Below are 23,496 nucleotides of genomic sequence, written 5' to 3' on the forward strand. Positions count from 1 at the left end.
ATCCCCCTCTACAATTTGTGATATCCTTCATTTTTAAACAAATAATGGGTATTGCGTGTGTCAAAAATTAAAGCAGCATGTTGATCAATCAATGCATAATCAATAGCTGTATGATCCGTTAAAATGACTACAGCATCCGCTTTTTCAATTAATTCTTTTGTAAGTGAAACTGTGTTAAACATGTCATTACCAACTGTAAATGTTTCAATAAATGGATCAATAACTTTTAGACCACACCGCTTTTCCTTTAATTTATCAATGACATGTAATGCTGGTGATTCCCGAAGATCATTAATATTTGGCTTATAGGAAACTCCAATAACTACAATTTCTGCATCATCTATCTCTTTTCCATGTGCACCTAAATAATTTTCTAATCTTTCAATTACAAAGCTTGGCATAGAATCATTAATTTTATCTGCCGTCTCAATTAATGTTGCTGAAACACCATGCTGCTGGCCAGCCCATAATAAATATTTAGGGTCTATTGGTATACAATGACCACCTACCCCAGGGCCAGGTGTAAATGGCATAAAACCATAAGGCTTTGTCGAAGCCGCTTCAATAACTTCCCACACATCGATATTCATTTTATGGCAAACCTGACTTAATTCATTGACAAGGGCAATATTAATTTGCCGAAACGTATTTTCTAGTAACTTTTCCATTTCAGCAATCTTTGGGTCTGTTACAGCAAACACATTTGTATTGATCACTGTTTCATAAAAAAGCTTGGAAACTTCTAAACAAGCAGCTGAGATACCACCTACTACTTTAGGCGTATTCGAAACTGAAAAATTTAAATTTCCTGGGTCCACACGTTCAGGAGAATAAGCTAAAAATATATCTTGTCCAATAATGAAGTTACCTTTTTCTAAGATCGGTTGAACTACTTCTTCTGTTGTTCCAGGGTAAGTTGTACTTTCAAGAATAATTAATGTATTAGGGGATATATTTTGTTCGATTGCATTAGCTGCATCTACAATATACGAGATGTTAGGTGTTCCATCTGCAGTCGTAGGCGTCGGTACACAAATAATAATGATATCTACATATACAAGTTTAGAAAAATCATTTGTCGGCTCAAATTTATCTTCTTTAACCGCTTTGTCGATGATTGCATTAGACATATCAGCAATATAACTATCACCACTTTTTAATTTGGCAATTTTTTCATCGTCTTTATCGAAACCAATTACTCCAAAGCCTTTATTGACGATTTCCAAGGCTAGTGGGAGCCCCACATAGCCAAGTCCAACAACCCCAATTGTGGCACTTCTTGTCTTGATTTTTTCTGATAAAGCTAATCCCTTTGACTCAATCTTTATTCCCATAAACAAATTACTCCTTTGTCTAAGTTATTGTGAAAACGTAATTCTAAGACTGCTCTGTACAATTGCTATTTTTTTACGATTCATTCCTTTGTACATGTAATCCCCTCATATCACACCCATTCTCTTCCATCAAATTCTTAAATATAAAACACACACTTCCTCAATACAACTATAATACTAAATAAAACTAAACTTTTTCTAAACAATTCCGTGACAAAGTGAAAAAATAACTATCTTACCACAAATTAGTTTCGACTAAATCCGCAGTTCCTATCTTTGGAACTATATATTTTCGATAAATTTCTAGATAAATACGGAATTTTATTAAATTTCAACAAGAACTAAGCAAAAAAAAAAAATCGCCGTAGCAGGCGATTTTTTTGTATTCAGGTGGTTCTATTAGTCAGATTGGCTGTTCTTTCCGTCGTTTTGACGGCTCTATCCACGACTTTGGCTATTCTATCCACGATTCTGACGCTTCTATCCACGACTTTGACTGTTCTATCCGTCACCTTGGCGCTTCTTTCCGTCGCCTCGGCACTTCTATCCGCCACTCTGACGTCTCTATCCACGACTTCGGCTCTTCTATCCACGATTCTGACGTTTCTATCCACGACTTTGGCTATTCTATCCACGATTCTGACGCTTCTATCCACGACTTTGACTGTTCTATCCGTCACCTTGGGGCTTCTTTCCGTCGCCTCGGCACTTCTATCCGCCACTCTGACGTCTCTATCCACGACTTCAGCTGTTCTATCCATGATATTGACGTTTCTTCCACGACTTCGACTCTGTTCTAGCCGTCGCTCTAATGTTTATTAATTAGTTTTTTTACTAAAACGATCGACAATCATGGCTAATGCACCATCTCCCGTTACATTTGTAGCTGTACCAAAGCTATCTTGTGCTAAGTACAGTGCGATCATTAGTGCAACCATTGTTTCATCGAAGCCGAGCATTGTTTGGAGTAAACCAATCGCTGCCATAACTCCCCCTCCAGGGACACCTGGTGCAGCAACCATCGTAATACCTAGCATAAAGATAAAGCCTAAATATTGCGCAAAGCTTATGTCCATACCGTTCATCATCATAACACCTAAAGAACAAGTTACGATTGTAATGGTACTACCTGATAAATGAATGGTAGCAAACAGCGGGATTGTAAAATTCGTTACTTTTTCTGAAGCTCCTGTTTTTTGTGATTGTCGCAATGTAACCGGAATTGCTGCAGCTGAAGATTGTGTACCTAATGCTGTAAAATACGCAGGTAGCATTGTTCGAAGTAACTTAAGTGGATTTTTCTTATTTAAAGTTCCCGCAGTAGTGTATTGCACTAGCAATATTACCCAATGCATCACAATTATAAGTGCGAAGACAATTGCGAAGACAGATAATATTTTTGCTACTTGTCCTCCATATGTCATGTTCAAGAAGATCCCGAAAATATGAAATGGTAAAAGTGGAATAATAACAAATGAAATTAACTTTTCAATGATTACATTAAACTCTTCAAAACCACGTTTCATAACATCGCCTTTGATGGCAGTCATACCAATCCCCACGATAAATGCAAAAATTAATGCTGACATAACACCCATTAATGGAGGCATTTCAACTTTAAAGAATGCCTGTGCTAAAAACTCCTCTGGGTTTTTCATGCTTTCCATAGCACCATTTGATATGAAATTAGGCAACACATTTCGCGCTACCAAAAAGGCAAATATTCCTGCAATGATTGTTGAGAAATAGGCAAAGAATGTTGCCAAGCCTAATAATTTTCCTGAACCTTTCCCAAGCTGAGCAATGCCCGGCGCAATAAATGCAATAATAATAAGTGGTACAACAAAATTTAAAAAATTACCGAATAAGCCATTAAATGTTGCAAATATACGTACAAATGGCTCTGGCATAAATCCTCCAAGTATTACCGCTAACAAAATAGCGACAATAATTTTTGCCAATAGACCAAATTTAAACTTCACGATTTTGTCCTCCTTAGAAAAACAACTGTCTCTCTCGAATGTATTATAAGTAATTTAACATAAACAGTTGCGAGAATATACAGCTCACAAAATAGGCGGAATTGTAAAATTTTTTTATATCTTCTAATAACGAAACAAAAAACTTAGAATAGGCAAAACTCACCTATCCTAAGTTCCATTTAACTTCTTTCAGCAATGTTTTCTGTAACGAAAGTGAAACGGCAGTTACAAAATTCTCCCACCTCTATAGATGATGAGATGAATGCGGATTTAAGCTACTTTACAACGGTTGTCCAAACACTAGCTGATATAGAGGAACTCAGTCGTTGCCACGTCCTGTGGCAACGACTGAGTAACCAACATCATGCCGCTGACGCTACGCTTTCGCGCAAAAACATCTGTTGTTGCTGTCGCTTCGCTTTCGCACAAAAAACATCTGTTGCTGTCGCTTCGCTTTCGCACAAAAAACATTTGTTGCTGTCGCTTCGCTTTCGCACAAAAAACATTTGTAGGCCTAAGCACAAAGCCGATTCCAGACGCAATTATGCCGAGGCATAATTGATTAATCTTTAAATAATTTTTGTAAAATATAATATGATTGTTTTAAACGCTCTTCATACTTTGGAGTTTGCCATTTTTCCCAAGAATAAGCTGAGAGAGCAGGTAAAACATGATCCTTTGTCTCTGGTAATGATTTCACAACCTTGCCATCCTTATCTACAAAGACAGCACCAATATAAATATTATCTACCTTAGTAGAAGCTGTCACTCCATCTTTATATAGATCTCCCATAAACTCACGCTGACTTGGATCTTTTGCTTGGATTAGTAGCCAAGGAATTCGTAGCTCAATAACATTATCATCCGTCCACGTATAATCTACTAACGAATTATAATCTTTTGCTTTTGGATTGGCGTTCCCTTGAAGCAGTTTCCCTGTTTCATAAGAACTAAAATCGGTCGTAATTTTTTGTTCTGGTAAATACAGCTCTTTATTTAATACATAATTAATCGGTGCAAACTTACCGCTATTTTTTGTGATAGCTGCCATACGAGGCGGAATCATTTTTAAATTGTGACCGTAAAAATAATCATAGAAATCATAGTACTCATCTATGACAACTCGAGAGTCTCCACTTTTATTTAATTCCACCATAAAATCTACGCCATTTGAAAAGGTCATATCTTTTATTGATGTTGCCGACGTATTTCCTTGGTTTGGTACGACATCAAGTAAAATACGCGGTGAGGCTTTATCTAAAACATCACTTTTTATTTTAAAATACAAATATCTTTCATCATAATCGACAGCAAAATCTGTTGAATCAGAAGGTGCGGTATTGTACATTTGTGTACCTTTCCACTCCTTTGTATCGCCGTCTACTTTTACTTTAAATCGATCAAAGCTTAATACGCCAAATTGTTGTTCGTTCGTTTGTGCATTGGACCAAAACGGTCGACGATTTGGATCATCGTAATCCATCGTATTCCAAGTTCGCTTAAACCACTCGTCCTGCCATGTAAAAATAAGACCTCCTAGCAAGCCTTCATGCATAATATCTTCATATAAATGTTGAAGCGTTTCACCCTGCTGCTGTTCGGACATATGCCCCTGATTCCAGCCGTATACATTTTCATGTGTCTTACCACGCGCTGCTGGGATTCCAAATTCAGCAATAAGAACAGGCATACGATGAGCTTCATGTAAGTCTTTTAAATATCCTGCATAACTATTTTTATTGCCCCGGAAATCTTTGTAATTTAAATATTTTTGGTCGTAGTTAAAGAAGTCAGGGTAATATGGATACACATGATAGGAAGCAAATTGTCCTGGTGCCTGCATCTCACCCTTCGTATAGATAACATTTGGATTTACGCCTACCAAATCTTCATCCTCTGAAGGTTCAGATGGATGGTCTAGTAAGTCAGTTGTTACCCAGTTTGTGAAACTCATTGGACGGATCCAATTATATTTATCCTTCTCGTAAACAGTAATAAGATCCATTTGCTCCGCTAGCCAATGCTCAAATGGTGAAGCATTTTTCGTTTCGAAATACTTCCCATTGTATTCGCCAATATTAGCGTGTTTTTCGTTCGTACCGACTACCATGTGCGGATACCATTCGATTCCAAGCACCCAACCAATAACATATTTTGAAACGTCAACATCGTATAACCCTGAAGCATGTCCTGCTACTGGCTTCACATAAGTATTACCGTGAATAACGTCTACCATGCGCTTCATTTCACTTTGAAAATCCTTCAAGGTAGCTTCATCATAGGCATCTAGTGAATCAACCAAGCCTTCCTCATTAATCCACACACCATGCAATACATACAGTGGTTTATCTGGATTTTCTTCATTGTATTTAGCAAGTGCTCGATAAAAACCTGGAGGGTGTAATGTATAAACACGAATCGTATTGGCATTCATCTCACCAATTTGACGGAACCATCGATAGTACTCTTCCTCCGTAATAGCAGCTTCCCCGGGGAATGCTCCCGGTTTACCCATACCGATATTAACGCCCTTAAAGACTAGTGGCTCCCATTTCCCATCGCGTAAGACTTCAAATGACTCGCCCTTAGTACGTGCGTTATAATTTAATTTGTCATGATTAACGTTTTCTTGAACTTCTTTTTGCTCAAACGTTTCAAAAATTTTATGCATGACCGGTATATAGATTGACCAATAAAATGAACTATCTGCATACTTCTCAGCATATTTATAAATGGTCGGTAATCCCTTTATTTTGTAAAGGGTCGGTACCCGTGACATATCGTTGAAGTCTCCAGCAAAATAGTAGCTTGTCGTGTAGCGTTTATCCTGTGAAACGATTGCCGCAAATTGCTGTGGAATATCGTTATCCTTTAATAGTTTTTCTCCTTCTTTGGTTAAGTCCCATTCATAATTAGCGAGAGCATCTTCCGCATATTTTGGTGTGACAATATCAAACCAATAGTCATACTCTGCACGAGTAGAAGTATTAAAGAATTTTTGCCCTTCTTCAGTAAATTGCACCTGGATGCCTTCGGTTTTTACATGTTTGTCCATTTCTAGCACAATGAGCTTTTCTGTTATTTCATTAAATAGAAGAAAGCCTCCGCCCTTGTATGGCCAATTATCACCATGTTCATCGATTACCCATTGTGGGATTTCTGAATTTTTATGATAATCAAGCTCATCGAAATAACGCCCAATCCATCCAGACCATGAAATTCCTAAATAATCCTGTAACTCTTTTCTAACTGCCTCTGATGTTGGTGACGCAAATGTATTGTATTCTGCTATTAGCATACTTTTCTTGTTGCTTGCTAAACGACCAACTATTGACTGCCATTCATCCATTTCCAAGCCGCCAACAATTTTTTCTGAGCGTTTACCTAGACGCTTTTTTTCATTTAAATCATCCTTATAAACCCCATACGTATCTGCCAAATAAATAACATCATAATTACTATAGTCAGTCGGAAACTTTTTTTCTGACACTTTCTTCGTTTTATCATTCGGAATCGTACCATAATAATTTTTTTGTACATCATACGGATGATCATCGATAGTGTATTTATAATGGTTTAAAAACCAGTTCACACCTAAATGCTCTCGATAGGTTTCATTCGGAACCGTTTTATCTAGAATCGCAACGTTCAGCGGTTTTTCATCGCTTAAATACCACCATGCTATAGGTGTGATAATAAGAATTAGAACGACAATAATTCCTATATATATACGCTTCATACACTTTTCTCCTTTTCACCGATGCCGACACGCTTCATATTACCCCAATCGCTTCTTCTTAACATAAATCGAATCAATCCCTCACAGCGCCAAAAAAGAGTAAGTGGTCTATACCAGAAAATTTCAGTAAATGCTAAAAGTATCATGCGTAGTAGATCTCTCGGTCTCGGATAAGCATTCAAGATCCATGCTTCGAATAATATTGAGGCTATTGAAAAAATTACGCCATAAATGACGAAAAGTAGTAACAGGATTATGGCTACTTCATAATAGATTTTCCCTAAGAAAAATGCCACTACGATATAAATATAACCACCTAGCTCAACTAGTGGTCCTAGGCATTCTACTAGCCAAAAATATGGAAATGAAAGCAAGCCTATTAAGCCATATTTAGGATTCAACGTCATCGTCTTATGCTTCCATAGGCTTTCAAATAATCCTTGATGCCAGCGTCTACGTTGGTTTCGTAAAACCCCTAATGACTGAGGTGCTTCAGTCCAGCACACAGGATCTGGAACAAATTCTATACGTTTCTTTTCTTTTTTCTTTCTTATCAAACGGTGAATATTAACGACAAGCTCCATGTCTTCTCCAATAATATCCGTTGAATAACCGCCCGCTTCTACAGCCCATTCCTTCGAAAACACACTAAATGCTCCCGAAATAATAAGCACAAGATTGTATTTACTTAAAGCTATTCGCCCCATTAAAAAGGCTCGAGCATATTCTATTATTTGCATGATGACTAAGTGATTATTTGGTAAGTGTGTTTCAGTAACGGAACCAAGCTGCATCTTCGCTCCATTGGCTATTCGGATATTTCCTCCTGCCGCAATCACTTCTCCATCTGATAAAATAATCGGCTTCATCACACGAAGCAATGACTTTTCATCTAAGATTGAATCACCATCAATAGAGCAGAAGTATGGATATTGAGATACATTAATACCAACATTCAATGCATCTGCCTTACCACCATTTTCTTTATCAACTAAAATACAATTTTTATAGATTTCAGATTCATAAATTTGTTTAACTTGTTTTGTAGGGATATTTGTACGAACAATTTTATCAACGGGCTTCATTCGGAAATGCTCGATTACGGTTTGTAGTGTAGAGTCAGTTGACCCGTCGTTAATAATGATAATTTCCGTTTGTGGATATCGTAAATTCAACAATGAATAGACTGTGTCTACAACACCAATCTCTTCATTGTAAGCAGGGACTAATAAGGATACTGGTTTGGAGTAAAAGGCATCTATATGCGCATCATCATACTCCGAGGGATCTAATTTATAGCGTTTTCGCATAGCTAGCATGGCAATGACAAACATTGCGCAATATGAAACAATAACAATTAACATATAAAACAGAATAAAGCCACCAAAAAACCACATACAAAAATCTAAAAATACTTTCATTTGCTCCCTCGCTTTCTGACTATTGTTTCCTGTGCCATTTCAATTGCATATGGGTCATTTGAGGACTCCAAAAATTGCTGTAATTTTGCAATTCCTTCTCTTTTTTCTACAATTGTTTTAGCAGCCTGTGAGCGTACCCACCAATTTTCATCTTGAAGAAGCTGTTCTAAATAAGCATAGGTATAGCTAAGTGGTACATGCTTAAAGATTTTCGCAACCATTAATCTTATTTCCCACATATCCGATGTTACAAACGGAACATAAGGATCGATTTCATCAATTACACCAATTTCATAAAGACCCTTTAATGCTCTTATTTTTATTTCTGGCATCTCATGTGTTAATAGCTGTTTTAACTGATCAATATATTGCATATTTTTTTTGACAGCTGCAGTATCAATTGCAGCAAATTGGATTTTTTGTGTCCAGTTATTAAAGTCTTCAAATAATCGAATAAATATGTCATCCTCTAACAATACAAATAATCTTCTATATTCACTTTCAGAATAATTGACACTCGATTCTTCAATTTTTTCAATAAACAATTCTGGTTGGAAGATAGAGTAAATTTTTAACAGCTGAAAATATTCCTCTTCCGAAATTTTGGTTTTCTCGAATTGTTGACAAGTATCTACTAATGCTTCTATCTGGAAATCAGCAATTCGATATAAAGCATTCATCCTTATGCTCCATCGTTTACTGGATAAATCCTTTTCATAAAAATTTTTTAAATAGAAATTAGAAAACTCTTTTATTTTATGTTCAACTTTTTCATTGGTTATATTTTTCAAATAAGATGAAAAGATTGTTTCTATAGCCGCAACTTGAGCTCTTCCTCGGGGAACAAGCACTACAGAGAAAATTTCATCATTGATCAAATAGTTGTACCAATGCTGTGCAGAGTTTTGTAAAAAAGTATCACGCACTTCTGCAAAACGAATCTCTCGCTTGCGCTGGACAAGTATATAGATCGTAAATAAAAATAAAACTACTAATAAAACACCGCTGACCGTTAAAAGCAAAGGAATCGACAGCTTGATCATAGCCAAAACCTCGCAAAAGTCTGCTTAATTTTTGCTTCTAATATACGTAAATTAAATGGTTTTACGATATATTCATCGACGCCACCTTCATAAGCATTAAGTGTCGCACCCTCTGAGTTTCGTTCTGACATCATATAAATGATGAACTTTTTCTCATTCGGCATTTCTCGTAAAATGTGCAAAATTTCTAAGCCATTTTTACGTGGTAAAATATCGTTCATCACAACTAAATGCACATGGCCTGTTTTATAGCTATCGGACTGTAAAAAACTATAGCCATCTTCATAGGTTGACACGTCTAAAGTATAATGAGGAATGTCTAAATTTTTGAGTGTCATTTCTAGCACTTTTCTAAAGATTTCATTTTGTTCAATAATGCTAACTTTTACTTGCTCCGTAGGTTGTACACGATAATCTGTAACCTGCTCTACTAACCAAGTCGGCTGTTCGTCATCTGCCAGTTTGTGCTTATTTTTCTCTAACAATGTTTCAAAGTCAACACTATTATTTCTTATTTCAGTAACAGAAGCTTTTAACTCTATTTGTTGAAATTCCCTTTCTTGCGTTAGAATTGCGAAAATCCGTTTTAAAAACGCCTTTACCTCTACCTCACTACTTTGCAGAAAAAATATTCCCCAATGCATGCCATCTGCTAGTTGGAAAAGTAAATCTGTTTTTCGTATTTTTGATTTTAGAAAAGCCGAAATTTGATGATTCACTTGATTTCGTTCTATATTAGTTCCTTGTGAGGAATTCGCTACTTTAAAAAAGACTGCAGTCATCGTTAAACGTGAGCGAATAACACTCTCACGTAATATTTCAAAATATCCCTTTACCTCATGCTCCTGCATAATGTCTTCTGTAATAATTAAATTATTCATTGATGATCACCCCAGTCGATGGAAGAAGCATTTTATTCTCCTTCATTATTCTTCTATCATTCTTTTGATTTATAAACACAACAACTATAGTAATAAAAATGACTAAACAATTGCTATACAAAATTTTTGGTAAATCGATTACTTTTAAAATATTATTACATTTTTGCTACAAACTACAGAATAATATCTTTTTCGACAAAATGTTATATTTTTCTGACAAAAGACAACCCTATTATAATAGAAGAAAGGGTATGTAAGCTTTATCACTTACATATCCTTTCAGACTACAAAAAAACACTATTTTGATTCAGCTTGTCGACTCATCCTGTGATGAGAAACCGTTGATTTGTCACGGAGATTGACGAGGAGATTGAAGCCAAGAGCCACAGCAAGCGCCAACTCGGAGTGAACATCAACCTTTGTTAACCGATACGCAATTATTCTTTTGTCGACAAGCAAAAAGGGTATGTAAGCTGCATACTTACATACCCTTTTTTCGATAAGTTTTAATTATTTAACTGGTACAACTGAGCCTTTCCACTCTTCAATAATGAAGTCTTGGATTTCTTTAGATTTTAATACTTCTACTAATTTTTTAATTTCTGGTTTTGTTTCATCACCGGCACGTACAGCGATAATGTTTACATATGGAGATTCTTTATCTTCAAGAGAAATTGCATCTTTCATTGGATTTAAGCCGTTATCGATTGCAAAGTTCGAGTTGATCAGAACCGCATCACCTTCATTATTTTCGTACATTTGTACAAGCATTTCAGGTGCTGTATTTGCATCGAATTTAAGTTTTTTAGGATTTTCTGCGATATCTTTTATTTCTGCTGCTGTTTTATCAACACCATCTTTTAATTTAATTAAGCCCTTAGCTTCTAACAATGAAAGCATACGACCGTGGTCTGCAACTGAGCTAGAAAGTAAAATTGTTGCACCCTCTGGAAGATCCTCAAGAGATTTATATTTTTTAGAGTAAATTCCGATTGGTTCAATGTGAATAGCACCAGCATTTACAAAGTCATAGCCATTTTCTTTCATGCTAAGCTCTAAGAAAGGTAGATGTTGGAAATAGTTTGCATCAAGTTCGCCAGATTCTAAATCTTTGTTTGGTAATACATAGTCTTGATATGTTTCAATTTTAAGATCGATGCCTTCTTTAGCTAAAATTGGTTTTGCTTTTTCCAGAATAACAGCATGTGGTGTATTTGAAGCACCTACTGTTAACGTTGCTTTTTCTTTACTATTACTAGATGATGATCCTGAGCTTGTATCTTCTTTTTTACCAGCACCACAAGCGGCTAAAGCTAGTACTAATACTGATAAAAATAATCCAGCTAATAACTTCTTCATTTTATTACTCTCCCTTTTTTCTTAATTTAAATATGTTAGCGGTATAAAACCGAGATAACCTCTTAGATGTAGCGAAATGTTCTTTTTAGCGTTTATCTGTTTTGATCGTAATCATGTCGCCAATCCATTGGATAATAAATACAACTATTAAGATTAATATAGTCGCCATTAAAGTTACATCTGTGCGATTACGTTGGAAACCATCTAAGAATGCTAAGTTTCCTAGACCACCTGCACCGATAATACCTGCCATCGCAGTATAGCCGACAAGTGCTACAGCCGTTACAGTAATACCAGAAATAAGCGCTGGTAACGATTCTGGAATTAATACTTTCCAAATAATCGTTGACGTTTTAGCACCCATTGAACGAGCTGCTTCAATAACACCTTTATCAATTTCGCGTAAGGCAATTAATACCATTCGTGCATAGAATGGGGAAGCTCCAATAATTAAGGCTGGTAAAGCAGCATCTGCGCCACGAATTGTGCCAAGTAAAAATTTCGTAAATGGAATTAATAAGATAATCAATACGATAAATGGAATCGAACGGAAAATGTTAACGATTGATCCTGTTAAAAAGTTCACAATTTTATTGGCCCATAGTTGGTTGGGACTTGATAAAAATAATAAGATTCCAATCACTAATCCAAGTATAAATGTGATGACCGTAGAAATTGTTGTCATATACAATGTTTCATACGTAGCGTCCCACATTTTTTCCCAGTCGACATTCGGAAAAAGACTAGTTAGCATTTGCAATCACCTCCGTTTGTACTTCGACTGTATTTAAGTAGCTAAGTGCAGCAGCAACATTTGCCTCTGAGCCATCAATTTGCACAATAAGTGTACCGTACGCTCCATTTTTCGTTTGCGAAATATTACCATGTACAATACTTACTTCTACATCAAACTGTTTCACAAGATGTGAAATGACAGGCTGCTCTGTTTTTTCTCCTACAAAGATTAGCTTAACAAGTTGTCCATTAGGGTAATTTGCTTTAATTTGTGTCACAGTTTCCTGTGTTTCCTTCGTATCTGTAATTTGAGAAACAAATTTTTTCGTAATGGCTGCTTGTGGAGCTTGGAATACTTGTAATACTTCACCACGTTCTACAATTTCTCCAGCTTCCATAACCGCTACACGATGACAAATTTTACGAATAACGTGCATTTCATGTGTGATTAACACAATCGTTAGACCTAATCGTTCGTTAATATCGACAAGTAGATCAAGGATAGAATCTGTTGTCTCCGGATCGAGTGCGGATGTGGCCTCATCACATAACAATACCTCTGGATTATTAGCAAGTGCACGAGCGATACCTACACGTTGCTTTTGTCCCCCTGATAGTTGTGATGGATATGCTTCTGCGCGTCCTTCCAAGCCAACTAGTGTAATCAATTCTTTCACACGTGCTTCACGTTTTGCCTTTGGAACGCCTGCGATTTCTAGTGGGAAAGCGATGTTTTCTGCAACAGTTCTAGACCAAAGTAAATTGAAATGCTGGAAAATCATACTGACTTTTTGTCTAGCATCCCTGAGCTTCYGCCCCTTTATGGATGAAAATTCCTGATTGTTAACCGTCACCGTACCTGATGTAGGCTTTTCTAAACCGTTTAACAAGCGAATCATTGTACTTTTACCAGCGCCACTATAGCCGATAATGCCAAAAATTTCACCTTTATTAATAGAAAGATTGACGTCTTTGACTGCTGTTAATTCGCCATTCGCGGTTTTGTATTTCTTCGTAATATTTTGAAGATTGATCATAGCGAATTCTCCTTTTCTCATTTCATATCAATTATGCCTCGGTATAATTGCGTCCGGAGGCTTTAGGCCAACAAATGTTTATTGCGCGAAAGCGTAGCGACAGGTACAGGTGTTTGGAAACCCGCTGAAAGAATTAAAAAACCCCTTCACTTATAGACAAGTAGAAGGGGTCACGTAACTTATACGCTAAACCGTTCTCTCATCTGTCAAAGATAAATCTTTGGGTGATTTGGCACCTTTTCACAATTGTGATGGTTGCCGGGCTTCATAGGGCACTTCCCTCCGCCGCTCTTTATAAGAGTTCGATATATTTATTGTTTTTTTAATATATTTGTTACTTTACCATGCGATTAATATTCAGTCAATTAGTTTTTTAACAATTCGTATAAATATGGTACGGATTGAAAGGCATAAACCTTTTCTGTCACTTCTCCGCCTTCACATACGAGTAAACATGGTACACTTTCGATTTTATTATCATAAGCTATTTGCTCTATAAAATTTATATTCGCTTTACCAATCTTTAACTGTGGCAGCAATTGCTCAACAACCATCATCATTTTCGATGCAACTGCACACGTCCCACACATTGGCGTATATAAATAAAAGGCAGCCTTTTCACCGGATTGGACAGCCGCGTCCCACTGCTCTTTTGACCATTCTTCCATCTTTTTTCACGCAACCTTACAAAATATATTCATTATGGATTGAGAAATGTGCACGAAGCAATATCGTCGCTAACACTTTCCTCGGAGTTGTCTCAACTTCCTTATACGTTGGCATCGTACGTAAATGCTCAGCCTCTGGATAATGTCTGTCCATTAATGCCCTTAGCTTATTACCCGATGTATCTGCATCAAAAAATGTATAAAGCTCACAACCCTCATATGGATCGAGTAGCTCTTCTAATTGATGCACACCAATTGTACCATTTGTACAAAGTATTTTTACGTCTTCATTTAAAATAGGTTCGATTTGAAGTTTATCCGATCGGCCTTCGACAATTAAGCATTTTCCATCGAACATCACGCCACCCCCATTTAGACATATCCCTTATAATTCATTATATCAATAAACCTTGTCGTCGATACAGTTAGATACCTATTAATAAGGGAATATACTTGTATTTACCTTACCAGCTATAGTGGCAGGATGGTTGAAGATAATAAAAAACGTCGGTAGTTTCCGACGTTTTTCTATTTCAGGCTTGTCTTATTCAGCAATCATTTCTTCGTATTGCTCAGCTGTCATAAGCTTTTCAATTTCTGAAGCATCAGCAGGCTCTACAACGATCATCCATGCTTTTTCATATGGTGATTCGTTAACGAATTCTGGGCTATCTTCTAAATCTGCATTTACTTCAACTACTGTACCTGAGATTGGTGCGTATAATTCAGAAACTGTTTTAACAGATTCTACGCTACCGAATGGATCATCAGTTTTGATTTCGTCGCCAACTTGTGGAAGTTCAACGAAAACGATATCTCCAAGTTCAGCTTGTGCGAAATGAGAAATACCGATACGTACTTTACCATCTTCTACTTTTACCCATTCGTGCTCTTCAGAGTAACGTAAGTCTTTAGGTGTGCTCATGCAAAAAACCCCTCCATAAATATGTAATATATTCATTTTCAGTGTGCCATACTTCTTCCATAAAAACAAGAAGAATCAATCATGCCTCGGCATGATTTCGTCCGGAATCGGCTTTGTGCTTGCACAAAGAATTCCTTTCCGATTTCGTGACATCCGCCGGAGGCTTTAACTTATTTCCAAGCTTGCTCAAAATCTGATTCTTTAAACCCTAAAGTAACTTTTTTTCCATCAGTTACAATCGGACGTTTAATCAACATACCATCTGATGCAAGCAGTTCAAGCTGCTCCTCTTCAGTCATTTCAGCAAGTTTATCTTTCAAGCCAAGCTCTCGATATTTCATACCAGAAGTATTAAAAAATTTCTTTAAAGGTTGTCCACTAGCTTGCCATAAGTTTGATAATTCGTCCTTTGTAGGTGGTTGTTCGACAATGTGTACCTCTTCGTATGAAACCCCATTGTCATTTAGCCATTTTTGAGCTTTTTTGCAAGTAGTACATTTCGGATATTGAATAAATTGAATCGTCATTTATAGGCTCCTCTACTTTCATCTTTAGGAACTACATTTTCAGTGTAGCCCTCATTTTCTGTAGTATACCATCATAACCGTTACGAACCAAAATGAAACTCATTATGGGAAAGCATAGGGTTGATTTCCGTTCCGGCTGGGCGCTTTCCTGGGGGCGTCCGATGAGCCGCTTCGCTTCGCTGCAGGGTCTCATCTGTGACGCTAATCCCCATGGGGTCGCCCAGCCTACACTCCAATCAACCAATTCATATAGCGTGTATTACATGTATCTCTAATTTAGAGTAATAAAATCAAACTTTAGCAAACGGATTTTCATGTACGAATGCAGAGAGCTAACGTAGCGATAGCAACAACAGATGTACAATCACCGTCACTATTCTGATTGATTATGGTGAGTAGCCATAAAGCTCTCTTTTGACATACATAAAATTTATTAAAGTTCTACGCTATTGTTGATTGGAGTGGAAGGCTACTCGACTCCCGTGGGAAAGCGAGACAGGCGAGACCCTGCACGGAGCGTAAGCGGAGGAAGCGGCTCGACGCTCGCCCACAGGAAGCTCTGCTCTGCGCGAAAGCGAAGCGTCAGCGACAAAGCGAGTAGCCTGGAAAGGAAATCACCACTCGTTTTGTAGAAGAGCCATACTTTAATTTCATTGGGATAATAGTTTTTCAACAAAAAACCTAGCTATCACATCTTGGATAGCTAGGTTAAGTAGGTCTGCTATATTAAACTACAAATTTTTCTGCTTCAATTAGTTTAACAGAAGCTTCGCGTTTCTTCGCGATTAAGTTGTATGGGTTGTTACGAGTTAATTTACGTAGCGCAGACAATGTCATGCGTGCAGCGTCGCCGTCTGCTGAAGCAAGAATCGTATCTTTTGCTTCTTTTTCAATTTCTGCAAATGCTTCTTGGCAGAAGATTTGAGTGTACAGTAATTTTTGGTGAGCTTTTTCAGCACCGTCACGAGCAATCGCTTTTTCTGTACGTAATACAGCTGATTCCATCGCGAATAGTTGGTTTGCGATATTTGCAATATTCACCAATACTTCTTGCTCTTGATCAAGCTTCGCGCCGTAGCGTTGTGCTGCTAAACCTGCTGCTAACACAGCAATTTTCTTCGCATTTTTCACAAGATATTTTTCTTGTGCTAGCGGCTCTGTGCCTACATCTTCAGGCATTAGCATAAGAAGCTCTTGTTGTAAGTTTTGAGCGACTTGTAGTAATGGCAATTCACCTTTTAATGCTTTCTTCATAAATGTACCTGGTACAATCATGCGGTTAATTTCATTTGTACCTTCAAAAATACGATTAATACGAGAATCACGATAAATACGCTCTACTTCGTATTCAGCCATAAAGCCGTAACCACCGTGTAATTGAACCGCTTCATCTGCAATGTAATCTAAAGTCTCAGAACCAAATACTTTAGCAATAGAACATTCAATAGCATACTCAGCAATTGCACCTGCAATCACTTTCCCTTGCTTTTGCTCTTCTGGGCTTAGCTGACTTAAACGATCTTCAAATAAACCTACTGTACGATAGTTTAATGACTCAGACGCATATAATTGTGAAGCCATTGTTGATAATTTTTCTTTTGTTAGATTGAAATCAGACAGCTTCGTTTTAAACTGCTGACGTTGGTTTGTATATTGAATAGCAAGCTCTAATGCACGCTTCGAGCCACCAATTGTGCCAACCCCTAATTTATAGCGCCCGATATTTAAAATATTAAAGGCAATAACGTGTCCACGACCTACTTCACCTAAAAGGTTTTCTACAGGTACTTCTGCATCTTCAAGGATTAATGTACGAGTCGATGAAGATTTGATCCCCATTTTTTTCTCTTCTGCGCCAACCGAAACGCCATTGTAGGCACGTTCAACGATAAATGCTGAGAATTTATCGCCATCGATTTTCGCATAGACAACAAATACATCTGCAAAGCCTGCATTTGTAATCCATTGCTTTTCACCATTTAAAATATAATGTGTCCCTGCATCATTCAATTTTGCAGTTGTTTTTGCACCTAATGCATCAGAACCTGAACCTGGCTCAGTTAATGCGTAAGCAGCAATTAATTCACCTGACGCAAGCTTTGGTAAATACTTTTGTTTTTGCTCTTCATTTCCGAAAAGTACGATTGGTAAAGAACCAATACCTACGTGTGCACCATGCGTAATAGAGAAGCCACCAGCAACTGACATTTTTTCTGCGATTAATGCAGAAGAAACTTTGTCTAACCCTAGACCTTCATATTCTTCAGGTACATCTGCGCTTAGTAAGCCGAGCTCACCAGCACTTTTTAGTAGACGAACCGAATGCTCAAATTCATGGTGTTCCAAGTTTTCAACGACTGGTAACACTTCATTTGCTACATACTCTTCCGTAGTTTTAGCAATCATTTTATGCTCATCTGTGAAATCTTCTGGTGTAAATACACGATCTAATTCCACATCTTCAATAATAAATCCGCCGCCTTTAATGAAATCCGTTGTTTTTTCTGTCATTCTAAATTCCTCCCTATATATCTATTTTTAATAGTATTTATCCCCAATATATAGAAAAGCCTGAAGCACCGTGTTCGGAGGCAACCGAAAACGCAGCACTCCAAGCTGATCTAGCAAAAATTATAGAATTTCAAATACTCCTGCAGCACCCATTCCGCCGCCAATACACATTGTCACGACACCATATTTCTTACCTTGTCGCTTCAATTCATGAATAAGCTTTAATGTTAAAATGGCACCAGTTGCACCAAGTGGGTGACCTACGGCAATTGCTCCACCATTGACATTTACTTTGTTTTGGTCGATGCCTAAATGACGTACGACCTGTAAGGATTGTGACGCAAATGCTTCGTTAATTTCCCATAAATCAATGTCATCAATTGCTAACCCTGCAATTTCAAGTGCTTTAGGTACTGCCACGATTGGTCCAATACCCATCACCTCAGGAGGTACGCCACCAACTGCAAAGCCTAAAAACTTCGCCATTGGTGTAAGCCCTTGCTTCTCGGCTTCCTCACGATCCATCACAAGTACTGCCGCTGCACCGTCCGAAGTTTGAGAGGCATTACCAGCTGTAACACTGCCCTTAACATGGAAGGCTGGACGAAGCTTCGCTAAACCTTCTACAGATGTACCTGGACGTACACCTTCATCCATGCTAAACGTGAATTTTTTCACCTGTGGCTTATTGTTTTCATCTACATAATGCTGCTCCACTTCGATTGGTACGATTTCATCATTGAACTTACCTTCTTTAATCGCTTTTTCTGCAAGCTCATGTGAACGCACAGCAAATGCATCCTGATCTTCTCTACTTACATTATATTGACGTGCCACTTCCTCTGCTGTGTGCCCCATCCCCATATAATATTGGGGAGCAGTTTCTGCTAGCGTTGGATTTAAGCGAGGTGTATTACCTACCATTGGCACCATACTCATAGACTCGACTCCACCAGCAAGAATTGCCTTAGAATGCCCTAGCATAATACGCTCTGCTGCAAAAGCAATTGCCTGTAAACCTGATGAACAGAATCTATTAATTGTCAGCGCTGGTGTTGTATCTGGTAACCCGGCTAGCGCTCCTATATTACGTGCGACGTTCATGCCCTGCTCAGCTTCAGGCATTGCACACCCTAAAATTAAATCGTCAATCGGACCTTCATAGCCCGCTCTTTTTAATGTTTCTTTGACAACAACCGCTCCAAAATCATCTGGTCTAACTGTTGCCAAAGAACCTTTCTTCGCTTTTCCAATCGGAGTTCGTGCTCCTGCTACAATAACGGCTTCACGCATCGTATTAATCCCCCTTTGTTTCATGTGCAAGTATGGTTAAGTTCGTGTTATCAATTATGCCTCGGGCATAATTGCGTCCGGAATCGGCTTTGTGCTTGCACAAAGAACTCCTTTCCGATTCCGTGACATCCGCCGGAGGCTTTAACTTCTTTCAGCGGATGTTGGATATCCGCTGAAAAGTAGCTTAAATTCGCATTCATCTCACCACCTATAGAGTTAGGAGACTCCTGCTGAAAGAAGTTAAAATCAGTTACGCAGTGGTTTGCCCTTTAAAAGCATGTGCTGCATTCTTTGTTGAGATAAAGGTTCTGCAACTAAGCTTAGGAACGCCTCACGCTCAAGGTTTAATAGGTATTGTTCATCTACTAATGTGCCATACGGAACTTTACCACCAGCAATGACATACGCTAATTTTTTAGCGATTTTTAAATCGTGTTCACTAATATAGCCTGATTCAAACAATCCTTGCGCACCGATTAATAGCGTACCGTAGCCTGAAGCACCGACTACAGGAACTTTCGCAGGTACAGGTGGTTGATAGCCTGCCTCATAAAGAGCTAGTGCAGCTTGTTTTGCATCATATAGTTGATGATCTGGGTTAACAGAAATCCCATCAGCAAAGTTTAAGAAGTTATTTTCACGTGCTTCTTCGCCAGACGTCGAAACTTTTGCCATCGCAACTGTTTCAAATACTTTATTCGCAATATGTTGATAGTCTACCTCAACACCATTTGGTAACCCTTTGATGAATTTTTGGTAAAGTGCCTTATTACCGCCACCGCCAGGAATTAATCCTACGCCGACTTCCACTAAGCCCATATACGTTTCCATTGTTGCTTGAATATGTGCAGCTGGTAAGCAAACCTCTGCTCCTCCACCAAGTGTCATAGCGAAAGGTGCTGCCACAACAGGTTTGCGAGAATATTTAATCTTTTGCATTGCATCTTGGAATGCTTTAATAACGAAATCTAGCTCAAAAATATTATCATCCTGTGCTTCTACTAAAATCATTCCTAGATTCGCACCAACACAGAAGTTTTTCCCTTGGTTACCGATGACTAAGCCTTTATAGTTAGCTTCTACTTCATCGACTGCAAAGTTAATCATTTGAATAATGTCTAAGCCGATTGCATTTGATTGGGAATGGAATTCAAGTAAGGCAATTCCGTCACCTAAATCTATTAAGCTAGCACCTGTATTTGATTTAATAACACCATGCTTTTTCTTATAGCGTTTTAAGTTAATTTCCTTTTCATTAACTGGCACTTTTACATATTCAGAGCCATTATAAAATGCTAGGTCACCGTCAATTTCCGAATAGAAAGTTTCAAAGCCGCTTGCTAACATATCTTTGACAAATGCCGGCACCTCACGACCTTCAGCCTCCATTTTAGCTACGGACTCTTTGATGCCAATTGCATCCCATATTTCAAATGGCCCTTGCTGCCAGCCGAAGCCCCATTTCATAGCATTGTCAATCGCAACAATATCATCAGCAATTTCACCGTGTAGCTGTGCCGAGTAAATTAGCGTCGGAGCGAAGATTCCCCATAATAACTCTCCTGTGCGATCCTTCGCATATGTTAGAACTTTTATTTTATTTGCTAATCCACGAGTTTGTTTTGCCATCTCGATAGAAGGTGTTTTTAATTTTTTTGCTGGGCTATATTCTAGTGTGTCTGGATCAATTTCAAGGATCTCTTTACCTTGCTTCAAGAAGAAACCTTGACCTGATTTTGCCCCTAGCCAGCCGTTTGTGACCATTTTCTGTAGGAATTCTGGTACTGCAAATACTTGCTGCTCTTCACCAGTTGTTTGATCATAAACGTTTTTCGCTACATGAATAAATGTATCTAAACCAACAACATCCAACGTTCGGAAGGTTGCAGATTTTGGACGACCGATTAATGGACCTGTTACAGAATCCACCTCGCCAACTGAATAGCTACCCTTCATCATTTCTTGTAAAGTAATTAGTAAGCCGTACGTTCCGATACGGTTGGCAATGAAGTTCGGTGTATCCTTAGCAAGTACAACGCCTTTTCCAAGTACATCTTCGCCAAATGTTTTCATAAAGCTTACGACCTCTGGCGCTGTTGTGTTTGCCGGAATGACTTCAAGTAATTTTAAATAGCGTGGCGGGTTGAAAAAGTGAGTTCCAAGGAAATGCTTTTTAAAATCTTCTGAACGCCCTTCTGCCATTGCATCGATACTTATGCCAGATGTGTTTGAACTAATAATTGTGCCAGGCTTACGTACAGCATCAATTTTTTCATATAGGCTTTGTTTAATCGCTAAATTTTCAACGACAACTTCAATAACCCAATCCACATCTTTTAATTTCTCTAAATCGTCCTCAAAGTTACCAACCGTTAGTAGTGATAAATTTTTCTTAGAAGTAAGTGGTGCTGGCTTTTGCTTTAATAACTTTTGAAGAGCTCCGTTAACGATACGATTTCTTACAGCAGGATGCTCTAAGGAAAGACCCTTCGCTTCTTCCTCTTTTGTTAGTTCCTTCGGTGCAATGTCTAATAATAATGTTGGAATACCGATGTTTGCTAAATGTGCTGCAATTCCAGAGCCCATTACCCCAGAACCTAGAACAGCCGCTTTTTTAATGTTGTAAGTCACAAGCAATTCCCCCTTATTCTCCCATTGAATGAATAGCCATTCATTTTTTGGCCAAAAAAATATCAAGTTTGCCTTAGTGTATTTTTGTCCAGATAATTTTAGGCGTAATCTGTGACATACGACTGAGGCTTATCTTCATTCAGCTACCATTTGATTTAGAGGTAAATATCTTCTGCTGAATCAAGATAAAACTACTTTTTCTGTTTTTAGTGTAGAATATTTTGTTTAATTTAGCAATCTTTTTTCACCAATTATTTTTGCAATATACAACTTTTTTTGTTTTTTACGAGCGAAAACTAGACAATAAGTAGATAGCGATTATTCCAAACAGAAAACTTTCAGGTTGCGGAAAAAATGTGTAGAATGGAAAGCAAGGAGAGTGAAATACTAATGAAAACAATTACAACTGCTGAACAATTTAATGAACTGATCTCAGGTGATCAAAAAGTTCTAGTGAAATTTTACGCTGGATGGTGCCCAGATTGCACACGCATGAATATGTTCATCGATCCAATCATCGAAGAATACAACCAATTTGACTGGTATGAGCTTAACCGCGATGAGCTTCCAGAAATTGCGGACAAATATGATGTAATGGGTATTCCAAGCCTACTAATTTTCCAAAACGGTGAAAAATTAGCACACTTACATAGTGCTAATGCTAAAACACCTCAGCAAGTTACAGAATTCTTATCTGCTCAACAATAATTAACTAGGCTAAAATAGCAAAGTTAATGTAGAAGAGCTACTAATCTGTGGCGAAAGCGAAGCGTCAGCCGCAAGTAACAGAATTCTTATCTGCACAACAATAATGGAAAAATGAGCTGCATTTCTTTTTGAAATGCGGCTCTTTTTAGAAAGGAGATTATGATGCGCCAGCAATTGTCGCTACTCGGAAAGTCTCAATATGATGCATCCATTTCACCAAAATACCATAATTCAGCTTGTGGTCCTACAACTGTACACGTAGTCTTGCACTATTTAGAAGATCAAGCTCCTTCGGTAAATGAGCTTTATAAACTTCTCGGTGGCACAAAAATAGGTTTATTTAAATGGCGTCTAATTCGCAATCTTCGCCGGTTACGTCCGACATGGGATATTCGCGACTGTACTTTAAAGGAAGCCATGCAGGAAATCGATGCAGGTCGCCCTGTCGCTATACGTTTTGACCGATACTTTAGCCTAAATTGGCGCGATAAAAAATCAGCCTTCGCCTATCATTGGGTACCTCTCATTGGCTATGAAATACGAAATGATGAGCTCTGGTTAATGTTCCATGATAATGGTGGTGCTAATCGTGAAAGTATAATTCGAACGGCTCCTTTTAAAGATAATGAAAAAGTATTGAGCTTTGTAAAAATTACACCGAACTAAGTAAGAGCGTGCCTGCAATGTTTAGACACGCTTTTT

21 protein-coding genes and 1 riboswitch are annotated in these 23,496 nt (G+C 37.9%); of the genes, 3 read left to right on the forward strand and 18 right to left on the reverse strand.

All coding sequences use genetic code 11. The annotated features are described in order from the left end of the window. Positions 1–8: 8 nt before the first annotated feature. Positions 9–1,334: a nucleotide sugar dehydrogenase gene (locus AC1DCY_RS05210; protein ID WP_477348074.1), complete on the reverse strand. Its 1,326-nt coding sequence runs from the start codon at positions 1,332–1,334 to the stop codon at positions 9–11. A 380-nt stretch (positions 1,335–1,714) separates the two neighbouring features. Between AC1DCY_RS05210 and AC1DCY_RS05215 the strand changes: the two genes are divergently transcribed. Further along, complete coding sequence (locus AC1DCY_RS05215; protein ID WP_477348075.1) at positions 1,715–2,134, forward strand: hypothetical protein; 420 nt, start codon at positions 1,715–1,717, stop codon at positions 2,132–2,134. 18 nt (positions 2,135–2,152) lie between these two features. Here the strand turns inward: AC1DCY_RS05215 and AC1DCY_RS05220 are convergent, their stop codons facing one another. From AC1DCY_RS05220 to AC1DCY_RS05300, 17 genes are all read right to left on the reverse strand, one after another. Continuing rightward, positions 2,153–3,316 (reverse strand): dicarboxylate/amino acid:cation symporter, encoded by a 1,164-nt coding sequence (locus AC1DCY_RS05220; protein WP_477348078.1) that lies wholly within the window; start codon positions 3,314–3,316, stop codon positions 2,153–2,155. A gap of 300 nt (positions 3,317–3,616) precedes the next feature. Further along, on the reverse strand, positions 3,617–3,838 hold the full coding sequence (locus AC1DCY_RS05225) for a hypothetical protein (RefSeq protein ID WP_477348079.1): 222 nt from the start codon (positions 3,836–3,838) through the stop codon (positions 3,617–3,619). Between the two features lie 40 nt (positions 3,839–3,878). Next, a complete protein-coding gene (locus AC1DCY_RS05230; RefSeq protein WP_477348082.1) occupies positions 3,879–7,055 on the reverse strand; it encodes a hypothetical protein in 3,177 nt (1,058 codons plus the stop codon). Then, positions 7,052–8,476, reverse strand: a complete 1,425-nt coding sequence (locus tag AC1DCY_RS05235; protein WP_477348083.1) for a glycosyltransferase family 2 protein — start codon at positions 8,474–8,476, stop codon at positions 7,052–7,054. Before AC1DCY_RS05235 ends, AC1DCY_RS05230 begins: the two co-directional genes overlap by 4 nt. Next, positions 8,473–9,519, reverse strand: coding sequence for a HEAT repeat domain-containing protein (locus AC1DCY_RS05240; RefSeq protein WP_477348085.1), 1,047 nt, complete (start codon positions 9,517–9,519; stop codon positions 8,473–8,475). Before AC1DCY_RS05240 ends, AC1DCY_RS05235 begins: the two co-directional genes overlap by 4 nt. Next, complete coding sequence (locus AC1DCY_RS05245; protein ID WP_477348087.1) at positions 9,516–10,400, reverse strand: response regulator; 885 nt, start codon at positions 10,398–10,400, stop codon at positions 9,516–9,518. The genes AC1DCY_RS05240 and AC1DCY_RS05245 overlap by 4 nt, the downstream gene beginning before the upstream one ends. A gap of 510 nt (positions 10,401–10,910) precedes the next feature. Beyond that, entirely contained in the window at positions 10,911–11,759 is an 849-nt protein-coding gene (locus AC1DCY_RS05250) for a MetQ/NlpA family ABC transporter substrate-binding protein (RefSeq protein ID WP_477348090.1), read from the reverse strand. Positions 11,760–11,844: 85 nt separating this feature from the next. Further along, positions 11,845–12,513, reverse strand: a complete 669-nt coding sequence (locus AC1DCY_RS05255; RefSeq protein ID WP_477348092.1) for a methionine ABC transporter permease — start codon at positions 12,511–12,513, stop codon at positions 11,845–11,847. Further along, positions 12,503–13,531, reverse strand: a complete 1,029-nt coding sequence (locus tag AC1DCY_RS05260) for a methionine ABC transporter ATP-binding protein (protein ID WP_477348094.1) — start codon at positions 13,529–13,531, stop codon at positions 12,503–12,505. The genes AC1DCY_RS05255 and AC1DCY_RS05260 overlap by 11 nt, the downstream gene beginning before the upstream one ends. Before the next feature lie 196 nt (positions 13,532–13,727). After that, positions 13,728–13,832: riboswitch (SAM riboswitch) on the reverse strand. A 64-nt stretch (positions 13,833–13,896) separates the two neighbouring features. Further along, a complete protein-coding gene (locus AC1DCY_RS05265; protein ID WP_477348095.1) occupies positions 13,897–14,199 on the reverse strand; it encodes a thioredoxin family protein in 303 nt (100 codons plus the stop codon). A gap of 16 nt (positions 14,200–14,215) precedes the next feature. Then, a complete protein-coding gene (locus tag AC1DCY_RS05270; protein WP_477348096.1) occupies positions 14,216–14,557 on the reverse strand; it encodes a toprim domain-containing protein in 342 nt (113 codons plus the stop codon). A gap of 186 nt (positions 14,558–14,743) precedes the next feature. After that, on the reverse strand, positions 14,744–15,124 hold the full coding sequence (gene gcvH, locus AC1DCY_RS05275) for a glycine cleavage system protein GcvH (RefSeq protein ID WP_142509367.1): 381 nt from the start codon (positions 15,122–15,124) through the stop codon (positions 14,744–14,746). 170 nt (positions 15,125–15,294) lie between these two features. Further along, entirely contained in the window at positions 15,295–15,651 is a 357-nt protein-coding gene (locus tag AC1DCY_RS05280; protein ID WP_370042360.1) for an arsenate reductase family protein, read from the reverse strand. Between the two features lie 80 nt (positions 15,652–15,731). Continuing rightward, entirely contained in the window at positions 15,732–15,863 is a 132-nt protein-coding gene (locus AC1DCY_RS05285) for a hypothetical protein (protein WP_477348099.1), read from the reverse strand. A 514-nt stretch (positions 15,864–16,377) separates the two neighbouring features. After that, positions 16,378–18,162, reverse strand: coding sequence for an acyl-CoA dehydrogenase family protein (locus AC1DCY_RS05290; RefSeq protein ID WP_477348100.1), 1,785 nt, complete (start codon positions 18,160–18,162; stop codon positions 16,378–16,380). A gap of 120 nt (positions 18,163–18,282) precedes the next feature. Next, positions 18,283–19,455 (reverse strand): acetyl-CoA C-acetyltransferase, encoded by a 1,173-nt coding sequence (locus AC1DCY_RS05295; RefSeq protein ID WP_477348102.1) that lies wholly within the window; start codon positions 19,453–19,455, stop codon positions 18,283–18,285. Between the two features lie 246 nt (positions 19,456–19,701). After that, positions 19,702–22,086, reverse strand: a complete 2,385-nt coding sequence (locus tag AC1DCY_RS05300) for a 3-hydroxyacyl-CoA dehydrogenase/enoyl-CoA hydratase family protein (protein ID WP_477348104.1) — start codon at positions 22,084–22,086, stop codon at positions 19,702–19,704. A gap of 354 nt (positions 22,087–22,440) precedes the next feature. On the opposite strand from AC1DCY_RS05300, the gene AC1DCY_RS05305 reads away from it, so the two are divergent. Further along, positions 22,441–22,794, forward strand: coding sequence for a thioredoxin family protein (locus tag AC1DCY_RS05305; protein ID WP_477348106.1), 354 nt, complete (start codon positions 22,441–22,443; stop codon positions 22,792–22,794). A gap of 162 nt (positions 22,795–22,956) precedes the next feature. Beyond that, positions 22,957–23,460, forward strand: a complete 504-nt coding sequence (locus AC1DCY_RS05310; protein WP_477348108.1) for a C39 family peptidase — start codon at positions 22,957–22,959, stop codon at positions 23,458–23,460. Positions 23,461–23,496: the final 36 nt, after the last annotated feature.

This window comes from Lysinibacillus sp. 10T31 (assembly GCF_056394365.1).

Bases quoted from the DNA above. Each gene is read 5' to 3' on its own strand.
- AC1DCY_RS05270 (WP_477348096.1), bottom strand. From the start codon at position 14,557: ATGTTCGATGGAAAATGCTTAATTGTCGAAGGCCGATCGGATAAACTT.
- AC1DCY_RS05210 (WP_477348074.1), bottom strand. From the start codon at position 1,334: ATGGGAATAAAGATTGAGTCAAAGGGATTAGCTTTATCAGAAAAAATC.
- AC1DCY_RS05255 (WP_477348092.1), bottom strand. From the start codon at position 12,513: ATGCTAACTAGTCTTTTTCCGAATGTCGACTGGGAAAAAATGTGGGAC.
- AC1DCY_RS05245 (WP_477348087.1), bottom strand. From the start codon at position 10,400: ATGAATAATTTAATTATTACAGAAGACATTATGCAGGAGCATGAGGTA.
- AC1DCY_RS05305 (WP_477348106.1), top strand. From the start codon at position 22,441: ATGTGTAGAATGGAAAGCAAGGAGAGTGAAATACTAATGAAAACAATT.
- AC1DCY_RS05285 (WP_477348099.1), bottom strand. From the start codon at position 15,863: ATGGGGATTAGCGTCACAGATGAGACCCTGCAGCGAAGCGAAGCGGCT.
- gcvH (WP_142509367.1), bottom strand. From the start codon at position 15,124: ATGAGCACACCTAAAGACTTACGTTACTCTGAAGAGCACGAATGGGTA.
- AC1DCY_RS05240 (WP_477348085.1), bottom strand. From the start codon at position 9,519: ATGATCAAGCTGTCGATTCCTTTGCTTTTAACGGTCAGCGGTGTTTTA.
- AC1DCY_RS05265 (WP_477348095.1), bottom strand. From the start codon at position 14,199: ATGGAAGAATGGTCAAAAGAGCAGTGGGACGCGGCTGTCCAATCCGGT.
- AC1DCY_RS05235 (WP_477348083.1), bottom strand. From the start codon at position 8,476: ATGAAAGTATTTTTAGATTTTTGTATGTGGTTTTTTGGTGGCTTTATT.
- AC1DCY_RS05250 (WP_477348090.1), bottom strand. From the start codon at position 11,759: ATGAAGAAGTTATTAGCTGGATTATTTTTATCAGTATTAGTACTAGCT.
- AC1DCY_RS05280 (WP_370042360.1), bottom strand. From the start codon at position 15,651: ATGACGATTCAATTTATTCAATATCCGAAATGTACTACTTGCAAAAAA.
- AC1DCY_RS05310 (WP_477348108.1), top strand. From the start codon at position 22,957: ATGCGCCAGCAATTGTCGCTACTCGGAAAGTCTCAATATGATGCATCC.
- AC1DCY_RS05230 (WP_477348082.1), bottom strand. From the start codon at position 7,055: ATGAAGCGTATATATATAGGAATTATTGTCGTTCTAATTCTTATTATC.
- AC1DCY_RS05290 (WP_477348100.1), bottom strand. From the start codon at position 18,162: ATGACAGAAAAAACAACGGATTTCATTAAAGGCGGCGGATTTATTATT.
- AC1DCY_RS05295 (WP_477348102.1), bottom strand. From the start codon at position 19,455: ATGCGTGAAGCCGTTATTGTAGCAGGAGCACGAACTCCGATTGGAAAA.